Raw genomic sequence first — 17,070 nt, 5'->3', positions numbered from 1 at the left:
TGCAGTAGTTCCGTTACTTGGTCGTTACTTGAATGTTACAAGATTATTACTTCAGCAAGTGAACGAGTATTTTATTCCAAATAATGCAATTGCGGGAAAATGGGTTGGCAACTTCCTATTTGCCAAAGAGTTCGTAGAAAACTACAAAAACATTTATACTTTTTTTTGCCGCATCAGAATTCAGCAACCAAAAAGGTAAATTTGTCTTATCTTCTCAGGGTTAAAACCCTTCTAAAATATCTGTCTTTCCTATGGAATTATCTCTCTTTTGTAGCGATATTTTTTCGTCAGTTTAAAACCCTTAGTTATCTAACTGCCAGTTCTACGGAATTTTTGCTACAATATATGATTAATGAATATCAAAATAATATTAACCATTATTTCTACGGCATTATTTGAGTTTATACATATTTATTTCCATAAAAGGATATTAAGAGAGAAAAATATATAAATAAGGTTATCATAATTTACAGGATTGATGGATACAAAGGAAAAAATCATATAATCTAAGAAATTGAACAGGTAAGCCATCATAGCAATCATAACTTTGATAATTTAATAAATTTGTCCCTTATATAAAATGATAAAACGCTTGACTGGAAATGTAATTATGAAAAAAGGAACTAAGAGTAAAAGGAGAATGAATGTGTGGAATAGCAGGTATCTACTGTTTTAGTAAAGAAGCAGTTATTTTAGATAAGAAGCAGGATAATTTCAGAAAAGGAAAGGATAACCCGGTTAAAAATGCGGTTAGTTTTAAGCAAAATGTTGCAAATGCAATTCTATTAAAAGAAATGACGGATGTAATCAAGCATCGGGGTCCTGATGATGAGGGCTATTTAATTAAGGATAAAAACGGAATTAGGTCTTTTTCGGGAGTAGATTCACCAGCAGAAATACAATCAGTATATCCTTTATTCAATGTTGAAATAGACAGCACTTTTCCTGCTAAGGGATATTCTTCGGTTAATCCTTTTAAAATGGGTAATTTTATTTTGGGAATGGGTTTCAGGCGCTTGAGCATTTTGGAATTAAAACCTATTGGGCATCAACCGATGTATGATAAAGAACTTGGCATAGCTATTTGCTATAATGGTGAAATATATAATTATCTGGAACTAAAAGCAGAGCTTAAGGCAAAGGGCTATAAATTTTTCAGCAATAGCGATACAGAAGTAATAATTAAGGCGTATCATTTTTGGGGTGAGGATTGTGTGCTTCATTTTAACGGAATGTGGGCATTTTCCTTGTGGGATGAAAGAAAAAATTTGCTTTTTTGCAGTCGTGATCGCTATGGCATTAAACCTTTTTATTATGCTGTTCAAGATGGCGTAATATATTGGGGCAGTGAAATTAAACAGCTTTTGCTTACCCCTATAGATAAGAAATTAAACCAAGCAATGATTTGGCGTAGTATGAAGATAAATTCATTTCTGGTTTATGATGATGAGACCTATTGGCAAAATGTTCACTCTTTAAAACCGGGGCATAACTTGCTTGCAGCCAATGGCAAGATTATGATCAACCAATATTATGACTTGGATATTGCCAATTTTGAAAGCTCCCATCTTGCTTTTGAACAGGCAGTTCAGCAATATAGAAATATCTTTCTGGATTCTATATCCTTACAACTTCGCAGTGATGTAGAAATTGGAGCTACCTTATCCGGAGGAATGGATTCTTCGGCAATTGTTTGTTCTGCAGTGCAAAAAAAGGGTGAACCTCTAAAAACCTTTTCTTCCTATTATGCTTTTACACCGGAACTGGATGAACGCAAGTGGATGGAAAAAATCGTGCAAAAGACCTCCTGCACTTCTTTTTTGGTTAGTCCTAAGGCAGAAGATGCCATTGGCTGGTGGGGAAAATTGACTTATATGAATGACCTTCCCTTATCTGCAGCTTTTGTATCTATCAATGCAGTGATGCAAGAAGCACATCAACAAGGAATTAAGGTTTTGCTTTCGGGGCAGGGTTCCGATGAAATTTCTGCCGGTTACAGACATTCTTTATACCGTTATTTTGCCGATTTGATTAGGGGTATGCAAATTGGCAGATTAGGGAAAGAACTGCCTATCTATTTGAAAAAAGATAATAAGGCATTTTCCAAACTGGGAAAAATAATGCTTTCCACTTTTTTACCGGAGTCATCACTTTACAATCTGGAGTTTTGTTATTACCGCTTTGAGCCCTTTAATCGTGCTTTTACAAACGAAGCCGAAAAAAACTGCGGCGAACAAATTCTGAAAAAGATTGCGGATATTAAGGCATCACGGCTTTCCAATTTCCTGTATAATATGATGCATAACACTTCCCTGCAAACATTGTTGCATTTTGAAGACCGCTTGACTATGGCAAATTCTGTGGAAAGTAGAGTTCCTTTTCTGGATTACCGTTTGGTGGATTTTGTTTTTTCTCTGCCGTCACAATATAAGGTTCAGCCACCTTATACCAAAGTAATTCACCGTTTTGCAATGAAAGATTTGATTCCGGAAGAAATATATTACCGGCAGGATAAAGGCATTTTTTCTTCGCCCTTTTATCAGGTCTGGATGAAACAGGAATTAAAACCTTTTATTTCCGATATTTTTGCCAGCAGTGCATTTCGCCAAAGAGGAATTTGGAATTTGCCCAAGATTAATCATTACTGGCATAAATATTTGGCAGGAGACAACAAACAGGTGGAAATGCTATTCAATGTTATCGCTTTGGAACTTTGGTTCAGACAGTATGTAGATAAACCTTCAGGAGGATATTGATGAAAAACATATTATATTTAGTAGCTCTTAGCTTAGTGCTTATTTCACTCAGTTCCTGCAAACTCTTCAAGAGCCCTACAGTGACAAAAATTCAGGATGTGAAAGTGATTTCCATCACTCCCGATAAAAGCACTATTAAAATATCGTTTATAGTAAGTAATCCTAATTGCTATAAACTGAAACTGGATCAATTGAATGTGGAACTGCTGAATAAAGACCGCTACAAAGTTGGAAACGCTTATTTGCAAAATGTAGTGGAAATTCCCAAAAAGTCAGCTATGTGTTTGGATTTTAATGTAGAACTGGAAACGCGTCCAGTTGTGAAAATGGTTAGTTCCATAGACCAGAAAGTGCAATTTTTCATAACCGGTAAAGGACATGGCAAAGTTATGGGAATTGGGAAAAAGTTCAAATTTGATGAGCCCTACGAGCTGGATTTGAAGGAACAACTGAAAAGCATTATTCCCAAATTCAGCACTAATGGACAAAGTTTATTCAAAATAACGAAGACCACTGTTGAAAAGATCGGCATTGGCGAAACGGAATTACAGGTTCATTTTATTATTTTGAATCCTTACGGTTTAACCTTCAATTTCAAGGGCTTTCCCGCGGAAATTTATATCAGCGATAAATATGCCGGAACGGGAAACCTGAAAAATCAACTTAAATTCAACGAAAATATCTACTCTCAGGATGGAGTAATGGTTTTTAAGCTGAATAATCTGAAAACCATTCTGGGAGCTGTAAAAGGCGCAGTTAAAGGAGAAATAAGATATTCCGTGAAAGGAAGAGTCCTTATTGATGCTTTGGGAATGGAAATTAACCAACCCTATTCCTACCAGGATGCTTTACCGGTAAATATTTTAGAGATGCTGCTGAATTAAACTTAAATAAAACAATTGAGGAAAAATGGGTTGGCAACTTCCTCTTTGCCAAAGAGTTCGCAGAAACCTGAAAAATATATGTCCTCTATTTATGGTAACTCAGAATTCAGTAAACCAAATAATAAATTTGAATTATTTTTCCCAGGTTAAAACCTCTCTATACTATCTGTCGTGCCTACGGAACTTTTTTCCCCAATAAAGATAGTATTGTAGGTTCTTTTCTTTTCACCGGGTTGAAACCCGTTGTTAATATCTGTCGTTCCTACGGAACTCTTTCTCGGAAAAGGAGATAATGACTCTCCTGCTTTCTTTTCACCGGGTTGAAACCCTTCTATAATAGCTGTCTTTCCTACGGAACTGATATTCGAAATCTTGTAAATCCCTTTTATCCTTTTCATCCCATACCTATTCTCATTTTTAATCTGCGTCATCTGCGAAATCTGCGTGAGCCCTTTTTTTTATTCTCCTCTTACTCGCCGGGTTGAAACCCGTCGTTAATATCTGTCATTCCTACGGAATTTTTACTACAACATATAATTGCTGATTAGGGAAATAAGATTAACCATTATTTCTCCTGCATTATTTGGGTTAAACTTAAACAATGCAACTGGCTCAATTATGAACCATATTTCGCAATTGGAATGCGGAATTCCATTTTGGCAAAATTCAATAGTGTGCAGGACACGATTTTTCTTGACACAATAATATACTTTGGCTATAAAGAAAAAAATCCTTATAGACAAGGAGACCAAGATGAAAAAGTATTTGTTTTTAGTATTAATCTTATTGCCTGTTATTTTGTTGGGACAGGCAGGTTATGGTGAAATCAGCATTCCAGGTGACCCGATGTGGGAAGAGGAAACAGAAACTACAGAAGGAACACATTGGGGAATGGGAGGAGCTGTGGGAGCCGTTACAATTGATAATCAGACCTATTCTCAGATTCGTTTACAGCCCGAACTTCAGGTTTGGAAATTCGGATTAGGTTTGGATATTGATTTAATAATTGATGCAGAAGGGAAAGTGCGGAAAGAGGACTGGGATGAATGGCAGGATTATGTAAACAAAATTTTATTTCTCAGATTTGCTCAACGCAACGATCCTTTCTATTTTAAGGTTGGTAGTATTCCAGATTATACCTTAGGTAATGGTTTGATTTTCAATCATTATTCCAATATGACACTCTATCCGCAGGTGAAAAATGTAGGTGGTTATGTGGGAATAAATACTCATCTTTCAGGATTAGGTTTTGAGGCATATACGCATAACCTGCACAAAAATGAGATCTTAGCCGGTAGAGTGCATTTTCAACCCCTGGCTGTAACCAATATTCCTCTGCTGGAGAAATTGCGAGTAGGAGTTAATGTTGGCATAGATCGTGACCAATATGGAAAGTATGAAGATAAAGATGGGGATAACATTCCGGATGTTTATGATAAATTTCCCAAGGATAAAAACAGGTATTTGGATACCGATAATGACGGGATTGCAGATAATGATGATATAGATATTAACGGTAATAATATTTTAGACCATCCTTCTGTTAATCCTTATGTAGATGTACATTTTCCGGGAATAGAGGATCTTGGTTATGATTTGGATATGGATGTAACACCCGATAGTGCAGCTGTCTACACCGAAAAAGATGAGGTTCTTGTTTACAGTTTGGATTACCAGTTACCTTTAATAGAATCCGAGCGTTTCAACCTGATTCATTATGGAGAAATAGCCAAAATTGACGGTTACGGAACTGGTATGATTTTTCCTGGATTCAGCAGTAAGTTCTTTATTTTTGATGCTCGTTTGGAATTCCGCAATTTTGGCGATCAATTTTTGCCAGGATATTTTGACAGGCAATATGATCAACAGCGGGCTCAGGTAAGGCATATAATTTCTGATGGTAACGGAAATCAAATATGGTATTTAACGACTAAAGAAGAAACACTGAAAGATGTTGAGTCCTCTCTCGGCTGGTTTGGCTATTTAAGAGCCAATCTTTTTAATATTGTCTATGCTAAAATTGCTTATCAGGATATGTATGGCAAGCATAACTTTTTGGGCAAATCCTTGTGGGCAAGCGTTACTGTATGTCCTTCTATTGTTCCTAAATTGAAGGAAGCATCAGTTTGTTACGCTCAAAGCAATGTAAATTATATCAACTTCAAATATCCCAGAAATGAAAATGCCAATATTTTAGGACGCCTGGTATATTCCATTTCGGATAATGCCAATTTGGTTGGAAGTTACAGAGAATATTATACCGATATCAATAATGACGGTAAAATCAAAGGTAAAGATGAAATAATTGAAACCTTCACTTTTGGAGTGGAATTTTGGTTTTAGGTATTAACCAATATCTATGCCTGAATAATCCTCAATTTTAAGGAACGGAAACAGATAGCAGAAAATTCTTTATTCACAAGAGCAATGATATAGCGTTTCCTACTGTTAACTGATGTTCTACCCAACATCAACTCTCCTTAAGGATGGGTGGAGGATGGGTGCTTTTCAAGGAACAGAAAAGAGAATATTATAATTGATAAAACAGGAATTTAGCGAGGGGCTTACGCTTGCGGAAGAACTGCAAGTTCGTCATTCACTTGTAATTCAACTATTTCCTGATTATTAATTTGGGGTAATAAAGTAGATTGTAAAGTATAGTTGAAGAGGATTTCAACCTTCCGGGTTCTAAACCTTTTCAACCGTTTCAACCTTTTTACGCGGGATTTGATAAATATGTTGCTCTAAATATATCAGGGAATTGACGCAATAAAGAGGTCTGCAGAACCGGATAGAGTTACAGGTCTTTCCGCAAAAGAGATAAACATTGCCTTACCTCTTTCCAGCGAGAAACCGTCATCGGTAGTAAAAGAACCCTTAAAACAAAAGACCAGCAAGGGTTTATGCAAATTATCCAAAATGTAGGTTCCTTCCAGAATAAGCCGTGAAAGATAGAATTCTTCTGCCGGAGTAGGGTATGAAACCAGTTCATTAATTTTCATATACGGGTGAATTAATTGGGGCAGGTATGTTTCAAAGCGGGTGATGGCAAAAAGTATTTCCCGGCTTATATATTTGGGAGTAAGCCCTCCTCGGATAACATTATCGGAATTAGCCATAATTTCAATTCCGGCTCCTTGGATATAGGAATGCAGAATTCCGGCATCTAAAAAAATTGCCTGACCTGGTTGCAAGGTGAAAGTATTGAGTAATAAGGGGCTAACTATGCCACTATCAAGGGGATAGAATTCATTTAAATGCTTACAAATTTGGCAGGTGAATTTCAGTTTAGGGCTCAATTTCGGTTGGATTATTTCAAGGCAATGCATAACTTCTTCCAGTTGTGAACTTTCGCTTTCCAGAATTTGACTGAATAAATCCCTCAAGGTATTTTTAGAAGGATTCTTGTTGAAGGCGGAGAATTTCTGCCAAATCTCTATTATGCCTAAAATATGAAAATTGCGTATAATTTCCTCAAAAGGTCGGAATCCGCACATTGCAATAAAAGGAGTAAGAGCACATATCAATTCGGGTTTATGATTGGGGTCTTTGAAACTGCGTTTGGGATCGTTTAACGGAATTCCTTCCTGCTCTTCTTTACGAAAGCCATTTTGGGCAGTTTGCTTATCAGGATGAACTTGAAGAGAAAGAGGTTCAGCGGCAGCTAAAATTTTCAAGAGAAAAGGCAAGGCAATATTTTGTTCCGTTCCCAGCATATTTTCCGGCATATCCTGCAACAATTTATCCATTGGGATTTCTCCTTTTTCGGTTATTGCCAGGGAAGGTGCTTTGGGATGTGCTCCAAACCATATTTCGGCTAAGGGTTTTCCTATTTCCTGTTGTTCGCCAATCAATTCCTGGAGGTATTTAGTATCACCCCAGGAATAATTTTGGAGGGACGGTTTAATTAAATAGGGCATAAATAAACTCCTTAAAACTGAAAATAAATAAAAGGTTGAATTTCAGCAGAGCGAAATTGGAATAAAATCCAAATCACTATTGCCAAAAGCAACGACTGTAAAATTACAGGTGCTTTACTAAGCGTTTTTTGTAAAGCATTATTATAACTATCAGGCATCCAGTGAAACACAAAACCGGTTAAAATAAGAATAGCACATATTCTATATTGAGTTAGCCACTGCCAGAAAATGCTTCCGTTGAAAGCGGTAAAAATGCGGTTCAACATCATTCCTGCGCGGGAAAAATCGGGTGAACGGAAAAATATCCATCCGAAACAGACAAAATGGAAAGTAACGATTACGCCGATAACTTTCATTACTTTGGTTTGCATTATCTTTAAGCGTAACAGCATCTTATCTAAAACTAAAGCCAAACCGTGAATACCACCCCAAACAACAAAATTCCAGGATGCTCCATGCCACAAACCACCCAAGAGCATAGTTATCATCAGGTTAAGATATTGTCTGGCTTTACCTTTACGGTTTCCTCCCAAAGGAATATACAGATAATCCCTCAACCAAGTGGAAAGAGAAATATGCCAACGCCGCCAAAAGTCAGTTACAGAACTTGCCCTGTATGGAGTTAAAAAGTTTACCGGTAAAGAAAAACCCAATAGTGCTGCCAATCCAATGGCAATATCGGAATAACCGCTAAAATCACAATAAATCTGTAAAGCGTAAGCATAAACGCCTAAAAGATTTTCCAAGCCAGAAAAAAGCGCCGGATTTTCAAAAATGCGGTCTACAAAGTTGACCGATAAATAATCCGCTATAACTCCTTTTTTAATTAAACCTGAAAAGATCAAAATCAGGGCTTTAGCTATGGTATCTTTATCTAAACTTAACTTTTTATGAATTTGAGGGATAAAATAACTGGCACGAACAATAGGTCCTGCTACTAGCTGCGGGAAAAAAGAAACGAAAAAGGTGAAATCCACAAAACTCTTCAGCGGTTTTAGTTTGCCGAAATAGATGTCCAGAGTATAACTCCAGGTTTGAAAAGTAAAAAAGGAAATGCCTACAGGTAAAAAAATATCATAAAGAGGAAGTTGCCCACCAAAAATTTGATTGATAGTAGTAATTATAAAATTGGTGTATTTGAAGTAACCCAGCGAACCTAAATTCCAGAAAACACTAAGCCACAAATAAAAACGCTTGGTGGCTTTACTCTGTGCATTGTAAATAAAAGCACCCAAACCAAAATTGATGAGCGAAGTAATAAGCAATAAAATTATGAAACTACCACTGGTTTTGTAATAGAAATATAAAGAAGCCAACATCAAATACCAGGTGCGGACTTTAACTTTGTTCACCACCAGAGGATAGAAAAGCAAAACCACAATAAAGAAAAACAGAAAGAAAGTGCTGTGGAAAAGCAATGGCTTTTGCGGGTCGTAAACTAAACTATTCAGGATATTTTGGATTAAGGGAGGCATAGTAATTTTCTCTTATCCCGATTGTTCGCTGAAACTTTTATAACTTTTAATAAATGCCTGATAGAAGAGATAGCCCTGCAACATATAGCCCTTGGGGGTAAAATGCAAAAGGTCTTTGGCAGACATTTGTTGATTGCGCCATTTTTGGATACTGTTATTGCCGCCCATTACTTCGTTCATATTCCACCAGGCACATTGATTTTCTTTGGCATATTCAATGATAATTTTATCCACCTTGTCCAGATCGCTATTGTGCTTTCCCCGCTTGTTAGAATCCGGAGGAAGAGTAAAAAGAACTGGTGTTTCGGGATTGAACTGCCTTAGTTTATACATAAAGGTATTCAGGTTTTTAGTAAAGACCTCTCCGCGAAAAGTGCCCTGAGCATCATTTGTTCCTAAAGAAATAACGATTAAATCGGGGTTTAAAAGTCCTATTTGCTCAAACAATATTTGTTGCTCTAGCAGATTGTAAAAACCGGCTCCGTTAATTCCACAAGAGTGATATAGCAATCCTGGTTGTTCTTTTTCCAAACAAATTCCGTATAAAGTAGAGGATTCACCGGTTAATGTAAGTTTTACTTTGGATACATCTGTTTTCCAGTAAACTCTGCCGTAATAGTAGTTGCCTATTTTTTCGGCATTCTTTTCGGGTTCAGCGGAAGCAAACTCCACTTTTGTTTCCATTCCGGGTAGCGAGGTTAGCAGAGATAATTTATTAAAACTGTTATCTCCTCTGAAAAAATTGTTGGTAGCTATTTCCAGGCATAAACCGTCTGCCATTTTTAAAGCATAACCGCTTAATCCGCGTTCAGAATTTAAGCGGTTGAAATATCCGCTGGCTGATATTCTATAGTCATCCGGTTGATTTGTTCCTGCCAGTCGTAGAGGAAAAACTAATCCCCTGCCTGCATTGCCGAAATATTGTTGGAGTGAAGTTCTGGCAGTTCCAGAAAAATATCCTGCTTGAATATGGGAATCGCCTATTTGATAGATAGTAACCGTTTGTCTTAAGCCACTACGCAGTTCCAGTAATTTTTCATAAAATGGTTTTAGAGCTTTTTTATCTCCCAGAAACTGATTTTTTTCCAGGTTTAGAAATTTATACTGTTTTAGGTATTCATTACTTTCCAGAAGCAAATAATAGCTTTGAATAAATTCTTCCAGAGTATCCATATCGGAAGGATATTCCTCTTCGCTGAAAAGTTCATTGATATCTTCAGTCGTAATATTTTCTTCGGCATAACTTTCGCTTACCGGAAAGATACAAGCCAGTGCCAGTATACAAAAAGGTAATAAACGGCGGATATGCACTTAATTTCCTTTCAGATAAGCAAGAAGCATTTCAGCAATATGATCAGCTCCTGCCCGTGTAAAATGAGTGTAATCCTTTCCTGCCAAAGGAGGTTGATGATTTACATATTTTGGCATAGAATTCAGCCCGCCCATTGCAGAAAATAAATTCCAGAAACCACAACCTGTTTCTTTGGCAATTTTGGCTTGAGTTGAAACCAGATAAGGTATATCAGGAGAAGTTACATACTCCGTTCCCTGCTTAATGCATCTATCGTGTGCGCTGATAAGTAAAATCGGAACTCCGGGAAGTGCTTTTTGAAGATGCTCTATGCTTTTTTTCATCCCCTTTGCGTAATAGCTGTAATCCCGAATTTGGTAATTGGAAACATTCACTCCATATTGCAGGATGATAAGGTCGTAATGCAAGTGCTTCTGAAAACCGGATAAAATATCAGAACTTATCCGCTGAAAATACATTCCGGAATAACCGCGAATGGGATAGTTATCTACATAAGCTCCTTGCGGTTCGTCAAAGCTAACTCCATATAAATGAATAGGATCATAAGCATTAAATTCCAGCCGGATTTTTTTACAGGCAGTAACAGGACTGAGGTCTAAAACCTGAACCCCGGGCTGATTTTGTAAATGACGCAAGATAAAGGGAGCTCCATTATAGGAGACCTTTACATAACTGCTATCCGAACTGTGACTGTAAAAAAGACGAATACGATTGAAAGTTGAAGCTCCTCCTGCTACCTGAGATGCACTATATTCCACCCAAGGGTCATAATCAACATAAAAACGGGCATTTTCTTTTTGCGGTTCCGGGCTTGCTACTTGTGCGGAATCCAAAACAGCTAAACTATCAAGCTGTAATGGCTCAATAACCTTTTCCGCTACATAATAATTACGCGGAATAAAAGTGTAACCTGTAATTCCCAAAGGAATATCATATTTGTGAGGAGTCATAAAGGAAATGCTTTCCCAGTTGCGGGAAAAACTGTGCTTGATGGTTTGCCTGAAACCTGCTACAATTGAAGTTATACCTACCATTCCTACACCGGAACCTTGATGCATTGATTGAAGTTCCATCCGCAGTTTTCCGGTTATTAAATCCCCTTCAATAATAGAATCTCCATAATAGGCAATCCGTAAATTTGCCGAAGGATTATTGAGTTTGGTAATAAATGGCTTAAGCGGTAATAAATCATTGGAAATAGCAACCGCTTTTTGCACAAAGGAGGTATCTGCTGAGACAACTGCTTTCTCGCGTTTCAGAGATTCAAACCAAGAAAGCTTTTTTAAAGGGAAAAAACGGTTATCCACAGCAGGAATAACCCTAGCTAAAATTTCCACTAAAATGACCGCTAAAACCACTATTATAAGTGGTCTGATAAAATTTTTAGGCATAACCACCTTTTAAGTTATAATAATGTCTCTTACAGATAACACAGATTTATAATTTTGCTTTCCCTTACACCGAGAACACCGAAAAAACCGAGAGCACTGAGATTTTTTATGGTTTCCGAGTTATCATCATTTTTCATTAAATCTCTTTTTCTCTTTTCTCTTTGTAAAAAAAATCTCGGTGTTTTCGGTGGCTAAACTTTTTCTCTTTTTCTCTTTGTAAAAAAACCAAGTCGTCACGATTTCCAATTTTTATATAGTATGTTACCGTCAAGAACTATTTGGTTTTATGATATTTTACCTTAATATATCTATAACGAATAAAAGGAGTGCTTTATGAAAAAGACAAAATTCGGGTTGTTATTAGGCATAGGAATTTGTGCTATAATAATTGTATCCTGTTCTGCTCCTGAAACTTATTCTTCAAAACCGGTTTCTCAATCTACTGAACAGAAAACTCCGGAAATAGAAAAGGTCTCTAAGGTAGTAAATTACCACCAGGATAAGTTGCAGGCAATTTATAAAAAACATACTTACCAAAATGCAATGCAAGGCGATTTGGAATTTACACTTTATATTACTAATGAGGGGCAAGTTCAGGAAGTAGAAGTGAAAGCACTTTCCGGAAAGTTTTTCTCCAATTTTATTGATGAACTGAAGAAGGAAATTTTTACCTGGGCATTTCCTAAGCAGGATAAAATTATCTATAGTTTTGTGGTGAGTTTCCGAAAAGGGTGAGTTTTTATAAAGAGAAAAAGAGAGTTCTTCTGGAATAATTACTTAGAGCGAGGAAAAATAAAAAGCCCCATTCTTCATTCTTGTCCTTTCTTCTTGACATCAATGTGTATGTAAATCTTTAGGTTACAACTTATAAAAAAGAGGATGAAAGCGTGGAATACACTGATTATAAAAAGACGGCCAATGATATGATAGAGCAAATTTCTGAAATTCGGAGGTTACTTTGATTCCGAGCCAAAAAAGCATTTGATAATGGAACTGGAGCAAAAGATGAATGCTCCCGATTTTTGGGAAGATCAAACACAAGCCAAAAAAATAAGCAAACAGCTTTCTCAATTAAGAGATGAACTGGAGCATCTGAAAAAACTGGATACCGTTAAAGGTGAACTGGAGACATATCTTACCTTATTAGATGAAGATTTCAATGCCGAATTACTGGCAGAAGCGGTTTCTGAACTTCCCCGCATACAAAGTTTTATTGAAAAAGCTGAAATTGAATGCTATCTGAATGATAAATATGATCATAATGATGCACTGTTGACAATTCATTCTGGTGCAGGCGGAACAGAATCCCAGGACTGGGCTGAAATGCTTTTACGGATGTATGCTCATTGGGCAGAAAAAAATGACTATAGCTTTGATATTATTGATTCTCTACCAGGAGAAGAAGCAGGACTTAAAAGTGTAAGCGTTGAAATCAAAGGTGATTATGCTTACGGGATGTTAAAAAGTGAAATTGGTGTTCACCGTTTAGTGAGAATAAGTCCTTTCAACGCTCAAGGTAAAAGACAGACCTCTTTTGCCTCGGTTTTTGTGTATCCGGAATTTGATGAGGACCTGGAAATAGAGATTAATCCTAAGGACTTGAAAATAGATACTTTCCGTGCAAGTGGAGCAGGAGGACAATATGTTAATACAACTGATTCTGCAGTTAGGATAACACATTTACCTACAAATATAACAGTTACATGCCAAAATGAACGCAGTCAGATGCAAAATCGGGAAAAAGCAATGTCCATTTTGAAAAGCCGTTTATATCAATACTATGAGGAACAAAGGGAAAAAGAGAAAAAGAATCTGGAAAATAGCAAAACGGAAATTGGCTGGGGCAATCAAATTCGCAGTTATGTTTTCCATCCCTATCAGATGATTAAAGACCATAGAACAAATTATGAAACAGGTAATGTTGATAAGGTAATGAATGGCGATTTGAATGATTTTATTTATGCCTGGCTGAAATACAATGCACATCAGAGGATAAATGGCTAAACAGGATTATAAAGAATTGCTCAATGAACTGGATAGAAACAAGTTACCTGTTCATATAGGTTTCATTATGGATGGAAATGGAAGATGGGCAAAAAAAAGAAATAGACCCCATCTTTACGGTCACAGAGCAGGTGTGAAAGCATTAAGGCAAGTTGTAGAATTGGGAGTTGAGCTAAAACTTCAATATTTAACCTTCTATGCTTTTTCTACAGAGAACTGGAGCCGTCCGGAAAGCGAAGTAAAAGGTCTGTTAAGATTGCTTAAAGATCAGCTGAAAAAGGAAATTCCGGAACTGATGGAACAAAATATCTATGCTCAATTTATTGGTACTACTGTTGGCTTGGAAGAAAATTACTGGAAGGAAGTAAGTTCTCTGGTTGCTCAAACACATAATAACACAGGAATGGTCGTAAATTTTGCTTTCAACTATGGAGGTCGTCTGGAAATTATTGAGGGCTTCAAAAAGTTTATGACTATGCATCCTGAAGAATGGCATAAACTAACCCCTGAGGAATTTGGAAATTACCTTTGGACAGCTGGTCAGCCCGATCCGGATTTGATAATTAGAACCAGCGGAGAAAAACGTCTTTCCAATTTTTTGCTTTGGCAATCCGCTTATGCCGAACTCTATATTACAGATACATTGTGGCCTGATTTTGACAAAGTGGAACTGATAAAGGCGCTTTTAGATTATACTTCCCGGGAACGCAGGTTTGGGGGCAGGAATGAGTGAACTGGCAAAAAGAGTGCTGGTTGCAGTTATTTTAATTCCCATAGTTCTTATCGTTCTGTATTATAGGGGTTTACCTTTAGTTAAAACTTTGTTGATTATTACTTTTTTGGGCTCTTGGGAATACGCTCAAATGCTAAATAAGGCAGGCATAAAAATACACTATGTTTGGCTTGTGTTCAATTCTCTTTTCTATTTGGCATTTGTTTATATTAAGGGTAAGGACTTATCTCTTTTATGGTTGGTCTTGTTTTTAGCAATAGGGGAAGCAATATTAACCTGGGAGAAGGAATTATCTGTTCCGCGGCTTTTTGCTGTTCTTTTCGGTTTTGTTTATACTGCTTTATTTCCTGCTTTAATTGCTCGTTTGGGTTTATATTATGCGGAACATAATTTTTTACTTGCCTTAATTCTATTGATTTGGATTGTGGATTCCGTTGCTTATTTTGCCGGAATAAAAATTGGAAAACATAGAAATATAACAGCTATCAGCCCGCAAAAATCCCTGGAGGGTTTTATAGCGGGAGTTCTTGCGCCTTGGCTGATTTTGATTATATTATATATTTGCAAGGTTGAGATACTGCCATTTTCTTATCTGGCTCTGCTGGCAGTTGCAAGTGGAATTTTCGGTCAGATAGGGGACTTGGCAGAGTCAATGTTAAAACGATTTTGCAAGGTAAAGAACAGTTCTAATCTTCTTCCCGGGCACGGGGGAATTTTAGACAGGTGTGACAGTTGTTTATTTGCAGGTTCGTTTTTATATTGTGCTTTGGAAATTTTAACTAAAGTGAGGTAATAATAATGAAAAAAGCACTTACTCTAATCGTTATGTTAGCTGCAACCGCAGCTATGTTTGCTCAGGTCTATGCTGTTGACCTTTTCTTCTCGGAATATGTAGAAGGAACAAGCAACAATAAGGCATTGGAGATTTTTAACGGAACCGGTAATCCGGTAGATTTATCAAATTACACCGTGAAACTTGCTTCCAATGGAGGAACCTGGAGCTCTACCAACATTTCTAATATGAGTGGAGTGTTGGATGATGGTGATGTTTATGTAATTGCCAACAGCCAGGCAGAAGCATCAATTCTGGCTATTGCCAATGAAACCTCCACTGTTACATACTATAATGGTAACGATGTAGTGGGATTATTTAATGGAAATACTCTTATTGATATTATCGGTGTTTATCAACAAGACCCAGGAACTGCTAATTGGCCTGTTGCCGGAACTCCTTCTGCTACGGCAGAACATACTTTAATTCGGAAACCAACTGTTATTCAGGGAAATACTGATTTTCTTACTGGTGCCGGAACTAATGCTGACGATTCGGAGTGGATAGTTTATCCGCAGAATTATTTTGCCGATTTGGGTCAGCATACTTTTAATCCCGGAGCTCCCGAACAAGCCGCAACTCCTACTTTTAATCCTCCTGCAGGGGTCTATGCAAATCCTATCAGTGTAACAATTTCTTCTACAACGCCTGGAGCGACAATTCGTTATACTACAAATGGCACAGAACCGAATGAAACATCCACACTTTATTCTGCTCCTATAGCAATGGTAACTACTACAACTTTGAAAGCCAAGGCCTATGCTACCGGTTTTAGTCCTTCTTACACAGCAACTGCTAATTATATCTTCCCGGTGCAAGTTTCCAATATTGCAGCTTTACGTGCTTCTGCCGCCGATGGAACAACTATTTATCAGCTTGCCAATGAAGTAATACTTACGATGCAACAGAACTGGCGTCACCAAAAGTTCATTCAGGATGCAACAGCTGCTATTTTGATTGATGATTATAATAATATTATGAACACTCCTTATAATATCGGAGATGGAATTACAGGCATTACAGGAACTCTAAATCGTTACACTACCGGTATGCTACAATTTTGGCCCGTAATAAATCCCGGTCCTGCCACCTCTACAGGTAATGTAATTATTCCTCAATTGGTAACTATAGCAGAGATAACTAACAATGCAGAACTCTATCAATCACGTTTAATGCGTCTGGATAATGTTCACTATGCTAGCCCCAGCGGAAATTATGCCGCTCAAACCAGTTATGATTTATTGGATGCTACGGGCACTATTGTAATGCGGACTCAATTCTCCGATGCGGATTATATTGGAACTCCTATGCATCAGGGTAATTTCAATATGTATGTAATAGTAACTCAGTATAATGCTGCAACTCAAGTTACTCCCAGAATGCTAAGTGACTTCAATCCCGTTGCCAATGATGATAATGTGTTAACACCTATGCAAATTGAACTGATAGGCAACTATCCCAATCCTTTCAATCCCGAAACTACAATCCGTTTCAAAATGGAAAAATCAGCTCCTGCGGAAGTGATTATCTACAACGAAAAGGGTCAGATAGTTAAAACATTTAGCACTATTGCTACGCAGGGAATAAACAGTGTTGTTTGGGATGGAAAAGATAATAATGGACATCCTGTTGCCAGTGGAGTTTATCTGTTCCGTCTGAAATCAGGAAGCTACAGTAGCACTAAAAAAATGGTTTTGATGAAATAGCCAGAAGATGCTGTTCCTCCTCAAGAAAAAAGGGAGATTCAGCGAGCTCCGACTACA

General features: G+C 37.2%; 13 protein-coding genes. 8 read left to right on the top strand and 5 right to left on the bottom strand.

Annotated features, from left to right (window positions below; all coding sequences use genetic code 11):
* Positions 1-644: 644 nt before the first annotated feature.
* From asnB to CLOAM_RS07415, 3 genes are all read left to right on the top strand, one after another.
* Positions 645-2,756, top strand: coding sequence for an asparagine synthase (glutamine-hydrolyzing) (asnB, locus tag CLOAM_RS07430; RefSeq protein ID WP_015425282.1), 2,112 nt, complete (start codon positions 645-647; stop codon positions 2,754-2,756).
* Positions 2,756-3,640 carry a hypothetical protein gene (locus CLOAM_RS07425; protein ID WP_044279069.1) on the top strand — a complete coding sequence of 295 codons (885 nt, stop codon included), beginning with the start codon at positions 2,756-2,758 and terminating at the stop codon, positions 3,638-3,640. Before asnB ends, CLOAM_RS07425 begins: the two co-directional genes overlap by 1 nt.
* Positions 3,641-4,393: 753 nt before the next feature.
* Complete coding sequence (locus tag CLOAM_RS07415) at positions 4,394-5,983, top strand: hypothetical protein (RefSeq protein WP_044279067.1); 1,590 nt, start codon at positions 4,394-4,396, stop codon at positions 5,981-5,983.
* Positions 5,984-6,204: 221 nt separating this feature from the next.
* Here the strand turns inward: CLOAM_RS07415 and CLOAM_RS09840 are convergent, their stop codons facing one another.
* The 5 genes from CLOAM_RS09840 to CLOAM_RS07395 are packed head-to-tail and all read right to left on the bottom strand — an operon-like array spanning position 6,205 to position 11,738.
* A complete protein-coding gene (locus CLOAM_RS09840) occupies positions 6,205-6,342 on the bottom strand; it encodes a hypothetical protein (protein WP_173307540.1) in 138 nt (45 codons plus the stop codon).
* A 51-nt stretch (positions 6,343-6,393) separates the two neighbouring features.
* Complete coding sequence (gene manA / locus CLOAM_RS07410; protein ID WP_015425277.1) at positions 6,394-7,560, bottom strand: mannose-6-phosphate isomerase, class I; 1,167 nt, start codon at positions 7,558-7,560, stop codon at positions 6,394-6,396.
* 11 nt (positions 7,561-7,571) lie between these two features.
* The gene (locus CLOAM_RS07405; RefSeq protein ID WP_015425276.1) at positions 7,572-9,035 is read right to left on the bottom strand and encodes an MBOAT family O-acyltransferase; all 1,464 of its coding nucleotides are present in this window, start codon (positions 9,033-9,035) and stop codon (positions 7,572-7,574) included.
* 12 nt (positions 9,036-9,047) lie between these two features.
* A complete protein-coding gene (locus tag CLOAM_RS07400; protein ID WP_015425275.1) occupies positions 9,048-10,346 on the bottom strand; it encodes a GDSL-type esterase/lipase family protein in 1,299 nt (432 codons plus the stop codon).
* A complete protein-coding gene (locus CLOAM_RS07395; RefSeq protein WP_044279066.1) occupies positions 10,347-11,738 on the bottom strand; it encodes an SGNH/GDSL hydrolase family protein in 1,392 nt (463 codons plus the stop codon). It abuts the gene before it with no gap.
* A 333-nt stretch (positions 11,739-12,071) separates the two neighbouring features.
* Between CLOAM_RS07395 and CLOAM_RS07390 the strand changes: the two genes are divergently transcribed.
* From CLOAM_RS07390 to CLOAM_RS07370, 5 genes are all read left to right on the top strand, one after another.
* Complete coding sequence (locus tag CLOAM_RS07390; RefSeq protein ID WP_015425273.1) at positions 12,072-12,473, top strand: AgmX/PglI C-terminal domain-containing protein; 402 nt, start codon at positions 12,072-12,074, stop codon at positions 12,471-12,473.
* Between the two features lie 188 nt (positions 12,474-12,661).
* Positions 12,662-13,742, top strand: a protein-coding gene (prfB, locus tag CLOAM_RS07385) for a peptide chain release factor 2 (protein ID WP_193761061.1) whose coding sequence is annotated in 2 segments (ribosomal slippage) — positions 12,662-12,688 and positions 12,690-13,742 — 1,080 coding nt in all. Because the reading frame shifts where the segments join, the coding sequence is not laid out codon by codon here.
* Positions 13,735-14,475, top strand: coding sequence for an isoprenyl transferase (locus CLOAM_RS07380; protein WP_015425271.1), 741 nt, complete (start codon positions 13,735-13,737; stop codon positions 14,473-14,475). The genes prfB and CLOAM_RS07380 overlap by 8 nt, the downstream gene beginning before the upstream one ends.
* The gene (locus tag CLOAM_RS07375; RefSeq protein WP_044279063.1) at positions 14,468-15,268 is read left to right on the top strand and encodes a phosphatidate cytidylyltransferase; all 801 of its coding nucleotides are present in this window, start codon (positions 14,468-14,470) and stop codon (positions 15,266-15,268) included. The genes CLOAM_RS07380 and CLOAM_RS07375 overlap by 8 nt, the downstream gene beginning before the upstream one ends.
* Before the next feature lie 5 nt (positions 15,269-15,273).
* Positions 15,274-17,013: a chitobiase/beta-hexosaminidase C-terminal domain-containing protein gene (locus CLOAM_RS07370; protein ID WP_015425269.1), complete on the top strand. Its 1,740-nt coding sequence runs from the start codon at positions 15,274-15,276 to the stop codon at positions 17,011-17,013.
* Positions 17,014-17,070 lie beyond the last annotated feature (57 nt).

The organism is Candidatus Cloacimonas acidaminovorans str. Evry (assembly GCF_000146065.2).
Lineage (GTDB): Bacteria > Cloacimonadota > Cloacimonadia > Cloacimonadales > Cloacimonadaceae > Cloacimonas > Cloacimonas acidaminivorans.
The sequence above is the reverse complement of the archived record's forward strand: the minus strand, read 5'-3'. Positions and strand labels throughout refer to the sequence as shown.

What these genes read in the sequence shown, in the direction of transcription:
- asnB (WP_015425282.1), top strand. Translation starts at nt 645, where the DNA reads ATGTGTGGAATAGCAGGTATCTACTGTTTTAGTAAAGAAGCAGTTATT.
- CLOAM_RS07425 (WP_044279069.1), top strand. Translation starts at nt 2,756, where the DNA reads ATGAAAAACATATTATATTTAGTAGCTCTTAGCTTAGTGCTTATTTCA.
- CLOAM_RS07415 (WP_044279067.1), top strand. Translation starts at nt 4,394, where the DNA reads ATGAAAAAGTATTTGTTTTTAGTATTAATCTTATTGCCTGTTATTTTG.
- manA (WP_015425277.1), bottom strand. Translation starts at nt 7,560, where the DNA reads ATGCCCTATTTAATTAAACCGTCCCTCCAAAATTATTCCTGGGGTGAT.
- CLOAM_RS07405 (WP_015425276.1), bottom strand. Translation starts at nt 9,035, where the DNA reads ATGCCTCCCTTAATCCAAAATATCCTGAATAGTTTAGTTTACGACCCG.
- CLOAM_RS07395 (WP_044279066.1), bottom strand. Translation starts at nt 11,738, where the DNA reads ATGCCTAAAAATTTTATCAGACCACTTATAATAGTGGTTTTAGCGGTC.
- CLOAM_RS07390 (WP_015425273.1), top strand. Translation starts at nt 12,072, where the DNA reads ATGAAAAAGACAAAATTCGGGTTGTTATTAGGCATAGGAATTTGTGCT.
- CLOAM_RS07380 (WP_015425271.1), top strand. Translation starts at nt 13,735, where the DNA reads ATGGCTAAACAGGATTATAAAGAATTGCTCAATGAACTGGATAGAAAC.
- CLOAM_RS07375 (WP_044279063.1), top strand. Translation starts at nt 14,468, where the DNA reads ATGAGTGAACTGGCAAAAAGAGTGCTGGTTGCAGTTATTTTAATTCCC.
- CLOAM_RS07370 (WP_015425269.1), top strand. Translation starts at nt 15,274, where the DNA reads ATGAAAAAAGCACTTACTCTAATCGTTATGTTAGCTGCAACCGCAGCT.